Source organism: Micropruina sp. (genome assembly GCF_047606665.1).
Lineage (GTDB): Bacteria > Actinomycetota > Actinomycetes > Propionibacteriales > Propionibacteriaceae > Micropruina.
Window position 1 is genome coordinate 112,473 of the sequence record NZ_JASGEF010000071.1, and the last position, 6,263, is coordinate 118,735.

At 69.4% G+C, this 6,263-nt stretch carries 7 protein-coding genes and 1 tRNA gene; 5 read left to right on the plus strand and 3 right to left on the minus strand.

Annotated elements, in window-relative coordinates:
• Positions 1-53 precede the first annotated feature (53 nt).
• Positions 54-425, minus strand: coding sequence for an FKBP-type peptidyl-prolyl cis-trans isomerase (locus tag QM619_RS17145; RefSeq protein ID WP_415111603.1), 372 nt, complete (start codon positions 423-425; stop codon positions 54-56).
• Positions 426-550: 125 nt separating this feature from the next.
• On the opposite strand from QM619_RS17145, the gene QM619_RS17150 reads away from it, so the two are divergent.
• From QM619_RS17150 to hisH, 5 genes are all read left to right on the plus strand, one after another.
• Positions 551-1,054, plus strand: a complete 504-nt coding sequence (locus QM619_RS17150; protein ID WP_415111605.1) for an alpha/beta fold hydrolase — start codon at positions 551-553, stop codon at positions 1,052-1,054.
• Positions 1,038-2,339, plus strand: coding sequence for a histidinol dehydrogenase (gene hisD, locus QM619_RS17155; protein ID WP_415111607.1), 1,302 nt, complete (start codon positions 1,038-1,040; stop codon positions 2,337-2,339). The genes QM619_RS17150 and hisD overlap by 17 nt, the downstream gene beginning before the upstream one ends.
• A gap of 81 nt (positions 2,340-2,420) precedes the next feature.
• Positions 2,421-3,515 (plus strand): histidinol-phosphate transaminase, encoded by a 1,095-nt coding sequence (locus QM619_RS17160; protein WP_415111609.1) that lies wholly within the window; start codon positions 2,421-2,423, stop codon positions 3,513-3,515.
• On the plus strand, positions 3,512-4,126 hold the full coding sequence (hisB, locus tag QM619_RS17165; RefSeq protein WP_415111611.1) for an imidazoleglycerol-phosphate dehydratase HisB: 615 nt from the start codon (positions 3,512-3,514) through the stop codon (positions 4,124-4,126). Before QM619_RS17160 ends, hisB begins: the two co-directional genes overlap by 4 nt.
• Complete coding sequence (hisH, locus tag QM619_RS17170) at positions 4,123-4,746, plus strand: imidazole glycerol phosphate synthase subunit HisH (RefSeq protein WP_415111613.1); 624 nt, start codon at positions 4,123-4,125, stop codon at positions 4,744-4,746. The genes hisB and hisH overlap by 4 nt, the downstream gene beginning before the upstream one ends.
• A 91-nt stretch (positions 4,747-4,837) precedes the next feature.
• Here hisH and QM619_RS17175 read toward each other — a convergent pair.
• Together QM619_RS17175 and efeB are read right to left on the minus strand one after the other, a co-directional pair.
• Positions 4,838-4,911: transfer RNA gene (locus tag QM619_RS17175), tRNA-Ile, on the minus strand.
• 116 nt (positions 4,912-5,027) lie between these two features.
• The coding region (efeB, locus tag QM619_RS17180) for an iron uptake transporter deferrochelatase/peroxidase subunit (RefSeq protein WP_415111615.1) at positions 5,028-6,263 on the minus strand (1,236 nt) is incomplete at its 5' end.

Genomic DNA, 6,263 nt, shown 5'->3' on the forward strand with positions numbered 1-6,263 from the left:
CGACCAGCGAGAACCGTCCCCGATGGTTCGAAGCGAGAACCGTCCCCGTTGGTTCAGCGGACGGCGAGCAGGTCCACCACGAAGATCAGGGTCTCGCCCGGGGCGATGACGCCGGCGGCGCCACGGCTCCCGTAGCCGAGGTGCGGCGGGATCACCAGCTGACGGCGTCCGCCGACCTTCATGCCCTGGACGCCGCGGTCCCAGCCTGCGATGACCTGGCCGACGCCGAGCCGGAAGCTGAGCGGCTCGCGGCGGTTGTAGGACGCGTCGAACTCCTCGCCGCTGGAGTGGGCGACCCCGACGTAATGCACCACCACGGTGTTGCCGGCGGTGGCCTCGGGACCGTCGCCGACGGTGATGTCGGTGATGGTCAGGTCGTCGGGGGCGTCCCCGGGGAAGTCGACTTCGGGCTTCTCATAAGTCATGCCACCACCCTCGCACAGCTGACTCGCCGGGCAGCGGCGGCTGCTGTCCAATGCGCCCTCGACTTCCCCGGACGGCTCCGCTCGCTGATCGTCTCGGCAGGACAGGTCCGTCGAGCCCGGTGCTGATGGCGGTGCAGAGCGCCGTGCCGAGAGCACTGCACGGGCGTCTGGTCGCTGGTGACGGCATCGACAAGGCGACCCTGCTGCGGCTGCTGTCGGCCGCGGCGGGCACCGACGTCCGCGGCCGGCTCGGTGAGATCGCCCTCCCGACCGTGGTGCTGTGCGGGTCGCGGGACCGCGCGAACCTGCCGGCCGCGTGCCAGCTGGCGCAGGGCGTCCGCGGCTCCCGGCTACGGAATCGTGCCGGACGCCGGGCACACCTGGAACGTCACCCATCCGCAACAGTTCGCGCGATCGTCGGCGAGTTCGCCGCGGACGCCCTGACGGTATCGGCGGCTCGACCAACGGTGGTGGCTCGTGAGATTACGTCCGAGTTGAAGGGCGTTCCGGCTCGTTACGCGTGGCCGTGCCCAAGATCGGACGTAATCTCACGAGGCGTCCGGACGCCGCACACCGCGGGAGCAGCCGGGCCATCAGCCTTAGAATCGTGGAGTGATCCGCACCCTTGACCTGCGTGGGCAGGCTGTCGACTACCGCACCGTCGTTCCTCGGGCTCCGATGGACGTCGAGCATGCGGTCGAGGTGGTGCGGCCGATCTGCGACGCGGTGGCGCAACGGGGAGCGGACGCCCTACGCGAGTTCTCCACTCGCTTCGACGGCTGCGAGCCGGCCGACCTGCGGGTGCCTGCCAAGGCCATCGCGGACGCCGAGGCCGGGCTGACCCCCGAACTGCGCAAAGCCCTGACCGAGTCGATCCGGCGCCGGCGCACCGTCGCCGAGGTCGAAGCCCGCGCCGCCACCTTGCGCGCCGAACCGGCCCCGGGTGCGGTGGTCGAGTCCCGTGCCGTCCCGGTCGACCGGGTCGGTCTGTATGTGCCGGGCGGGCTGGCGCCGCTGGCGTCTTCGGTGCTGATGAACGTGGTGCCCGCTCAGGTGGCCGGGGTGCTGTCGATCGCGGTGGCGTCCCCGCCGCAGGCCGACTTCGGCGGCCTGCCGCACCCGACGATCCTGGCGGTATGCGCGCTGCTCGGCGTGGACGAGGTGTACGCAGTCGGCGGCGCGCAGGCGATCGCCATGTTCGCCCACGGGGTCGCCGGGCTGTGCGAACCGGTCCAGCTGGTCACCGGTCCGGGCAACATCTACGTGGTGGCCGCCAAGCGGCTGCTGCGCGGCAAGGTCGGCATCGACTCCGAGGCCGGCCCGACCGAGATCGCGATCCTGGCCGACGACAGCGCCGACGCGCGGTTCGTGGCCGCCGACCTGATCTCGCAGGCCGAGCACGACCCGCTGGCCGGAGCCGTGCTGGTCACAGGTTCCGTCGGACTGGCGGACGCCGTCCGCGCCGAACTCGAGCCCCAGGTTGCCGCGACCCGGCACAGCGATCGGATCCGCACCGCGCTCGCCGGGCAACAGTCGGCGATCGTGTTGGTCGACGACATCGAACAGGGACTGGAGGTGGTCAACGCCTATGGTGCAGAGCACCTCGAGATCCATACTCGGGACGCCCGGACGATCGCCGGACGCGTCCGCAACGCCGGGGCGATCTTCGTCGGGCCGTGGTCGCCGGTCTCGCTCGGCGACTACAGCGCCGGCAGCACCCATGTGCTGCCTACCGCCGGCTGCGCCTGCCACTCGTCCGGTCTGAACGTGAACAGCTTCCTCAAGCACGTGCACGTCATTGACTACTCGCGGGAAGCGCTGCTCGCGTTGGCGAGCGTGGTGGAGACCTTCGCCGCCGCCGAGAACCTACCGGCCCACGGCGCCGCGGTCACCGTTCGCCGTCCGGCGCAGTGACGATGACCACCTGGACACAGACCATGCTCCAACCCTCAATATTCCGATGACAAGCAGATTCACCACAGAGAAGGCGGATCGATGAAACCCAATCCGACGCTGGCCGACCTGCCGCTGCGTCCCGAACTGGTCGGCGAAGAGCCCTACGGCGCGCCCCAGTTGGACGTGCCGGTGTGCCTCAACGTCAACGAGAACCCGTTCCCGCCCAGCGCCGAGATCGCCGCCGACATGGCCGCCGCGATCACCGCCGGAGCCACCGGAATGAACCGCTACCCGGACCGTGAGGCCACCGGGTTGCGCACCGCATTGGCGGCGTACCTGGGACACGGGCTGACCACCGAGAACATCTGGGCCGCGAACGGCTCCAACGAGGTGATGACCCACGTGCTGGGTGCCTTCGGCGGTCCCGGACGCACGGTGCTCAGCTTCACGCCGACCTACTCGATGTACCCCGAGTATGCCCGCAACACCCATACCCGCTATGTCACGGTGCCGCGCTACGAGGACTACACCCTGGACGCCGAACTGGTGCTGTCCGCGATCGCCGAGCACGACGCCGACGTGGTGATCATCACCACGCCGAACAACCCGACCGGCACCCCCATGTCGTTGGACGCGATCGAGGCGGTTCTGGCCGGCACCGACGCGATCGTCGTGGTGGACGAGGCCTATCAGGAGTTCTCCCGGCATCCCGAGGCTACCGCGCTCACCCTGCTGCCGCGGCACGGCAACCTGATCGTCAGCCGCACCATGAGCAAGGCGTTCGCCCTAGCCGGAGGCCGGATCGGCTACTTCGCCGCAGCCCCGGCGATCGTCGACGCCTGCCGCATCGTCCGGCTGCCCTACCACCTGTCGGCACAGACCCAGATCGTCGCCGAGACCGCGCTGCGGCACGCCGACTTCCTGCTCGGCCAGGTCGACCAGCTGCGTCGGACGCGCGACGAGATGCTCGTTCGGCTGCCGGAACTCGGCGTCGAAGTGATCGACTCGGACGCCAACTTCTGCCTGTTCGGCGCCTTCGCCGACCGGCACGACGTCTGGCAGCGGCTGCTCGACCGTGGGGTCCTTGTCCGGGAGACCGGACCCAAGGGCTGGCTACGGGTTTCGGCCGGAACCCCGGACGAGACTGAGACGTTCTACACGGCCCTGGCCGAGGTACTGGAGGAGATCCGATGACGGCACGCACTGCGACGGTGGAGCGCAGCACCAGTGAGTCGAGTGTCCGGGTAGCGGTGAACCTGGACGGCACCGGCACGTCCACGATCAGCACCGGCGTCGGCTTCTACGACCACATGCTGACCGCGCTGTCCAAGCACTCGCTGATCGACCTGGAGGTCAGTACCACCGGCGACCTGCACATCGACGGCCACCACAGCGTCGAGGACACCGCGATCGCGCTCGGCGCGGCGGTGAAGCAGGCGCTCGGCGACAAGCGCGGCATCGTTCGTTTCGGCGATGCCACCGTGCCGCTGGACGAAGCCCTCGCGCACGCGGTGGTGGACGTCGCCGGACGTCCCTACGCGGTCTGCTCGGGCGAACCCGACGGCCAGATCTACGCGCTGATCGGCGGCTCCGGCGTCCCCTACGCGGGGTCGATGACCTACCACGTGATGGAGTCGTTCGCGATCAACGCCGGCATCTGTCTGCACTTGCGGCTGCTCGCCGGACGCGACCCGCACCACATCGTCGAGGCCCAGTTCAAGGCGGTCGCACGGGCGCTGCGGATCGCGGTCGCGATCGACCCGCGGGTAGCGGACGCGATCCCGTCCACCAAGGGCTCGCTATGACCGACCCGCGGGTGGTCGTCCTCGACTACGGCTCTGGCAACCTGCACTCGGCGACCCGCGCGCTGCGCGCAGCCGGCGCCGAGGTCGTGCTCACCGCAGACGCCGAGGCGGCGCTGGCGGCGGACGGCCTGGTGGTGCCCGGAGTCGGCGCCTTCGCGGCCTGCATGGACGGGCTGGCCGCGGTTGGTGGGCCGGCGATCATCCGGCAGCGGCTGGGCGAAGGGCATCCGACATTGGGCATCTGCGTCGGCCACCAGGTGCTGTTCGGCCATGGCGTCGAACATGGTCTGGACGCCGCCGGCGTCGGTGTCCTGCCGGGCGTGGTGGAGCGGCTGACCAGCGCCCGGCTACCGCATATGGGCTGGAACACGGTCGAGGCGCCGTCCGATTCGGTGCTGTTTGCCGGACTGGCGGGGGAGCGGTTCTACTTCGTGCACTCCTATGGCGTCCGGTCTGGAGCCGATCTGCCGGGGAACGCGAAGTTGACCTGGGCCGAGCATGACGGGGACCGGTTCATCGCGGCCGTCGAGTACGGGTCACTGTCCAGCACCCAGTTTCATCCGGAGAAGTCCGGCCAGGCGGGTGCACGGCTGCTGCGCAACTGGATCGCCACGCTCTAGTCCATGCAAGCGTTCCCGGGACAGTCCCCAAGGAAGCCGAACGGGAACACTCAATCTACTGATATCGCATGTTCCCGTAAGACACATTGGGTGGGGCGGGCGGGGCTCGAACCCGCGACCCAGGGATTATGAGTCCCCTGCTCTGACCTGCTGAGCTACCGCCCCAAGATGGGCCGGCGAGAGCGCCGGCGGCCGCACTGAGTGTATCGGTCGCGCGCACGCCCGAAATCTGCGGTCCAGCCGCCGACGACGCCGATCCCTCGTTGGGCAGTCGAACACGATCAGTCGAACAGGGCCTTGCCGATGTAACTGCCGGTCGCCGGTCCGGGCGGGATCGCGAACACGGCCGAACCGATGTGCCGGATGTACTCGTTCAGGAGGTCGAAGCGTCCGAGCTTGTTCTGCAGGTCGACGAAGTGCTGGGGGTCGTTCTGGTAGCTGATGAACAGCAGCCCGGCGTCCAATAGGCCCTGGCTGTTCAGCCCGTCGGTGTAGTTGTAGCCACGCCGCAGGATCTTCACCCCGCGGTTGTTCTCGGGGGCGGCCAGGGCGATGTGCGAGGTCTGGTCGATCACGTATGCGCCCTCGACCTGCGCGGTGAAGTTAGGGGTGTCGAATTCGCGTTGGCCGGTCAGCGGAGCGCCCTCGTCCTTGGTGCGGCCGAAGATCTGCTGCTGATCCGAGATCCGGTCGAAGTCCCAGGTCTCGATGGTCATCGCGATCTTCCGGACGACCTGGTAAGTGCCGCCGGTCATCCAGGAGGCGTCCTTCAGCCAGACGAAGTTCTCGTAGTCGGCGTCCGAGGCCACATTGCGGGTGCCGTCCTTGAAGCCCATCAGGTTGCGGGGGGTCTGCTGGCCAGGGCCGGCGCTGGCCCGTCCGAAACCCATCACCACCCAATGCGTGTGCGCGGTGGTGGTCACCATCCGGGCCAGGTTGCGGATCGCGTGATAAGCGACCTGAGGGTCGTCCGCGCACGCCTGCAAGGACAGATCGCCGCCGGTCAGTGCCGGCTGCAGGGTGTCCCCAGGAATCCGCGGCAGGTCTTTGAGCATGGCCGGACGCTTGTCCGCCAGGTCGAATCGCTCGTCGAAGACGCCCGGCCCGAGCCCCACGGTGACGGTCAAGGACGCCGGCGCCAGGCCGTGGGCTTCTCCGGTGTCGGTCGCGACGGCGTCCGGACGTTCGGGCTGGATGGTGCCGATCGCCTTGCCCTGGGTGAGCTGGGCGATCGCCGCGCTCCACCGGGCCAGCAGCACCTGCAGATCCTGCCGGGTGGCGCCCGCGTTCAGGTTGAAGGTCATGAACACCGAATGCCGTTGCGGCGGCGTCCGGATGCCGGCTTGATGCGCCTGGTCGTAGAACGGGACGCTGGCGGTCAGGTCGACGGTGTCGGTGGCCGCGGGGGCCGGGGACGCAGGCTCGGGCCGTCCGGCCATGAATGCGGCGGCGGCGCCACCGCCGACCGCAGCGCCGGCGGCAGCCGCCGCGGCGCCGCCGATTGATCGCCGGCGGCG

Excerpts from the sequence above, each read along its gene's own strand:
- QM619_RS17145 (WP_415111603.1), bottom strand. The coding sequence starts at position 425 with ATGACTTATGAGAAGCCCGAAGTCGACTTCCCCGGGGACGCCCCCGAC.
- QM619_RS17150 (WP_415111605.1), top strand. The coding sequence starts at position 551 with ATGGCGGTGCAGAGCGCCGTGCCGAGAGCACTGCACGGGCGTCTGGTC.
- QM619_RS17160 (WP_415111609.1), top strand. The coding sequence starts at position 2,421 with ATGAAACCCAATCCGACGCTGGCCGACCTGCCGCTGCGTCCCGAACTG.
- hisB (WP_415111611.1), top strand. The coding sequence starts at position 3,512 with ATGACGGCACGCACTGCGACGGTGGAGCGCAGCACCAGTGAGTCGAGT.
- hisH (WP_415111613.1), top strand. The coding sequence starts at position 4,123 with ATGACCGACCCGCGGGTGGTCGTCCTCGACTACGGCTCTGGCAACCTG.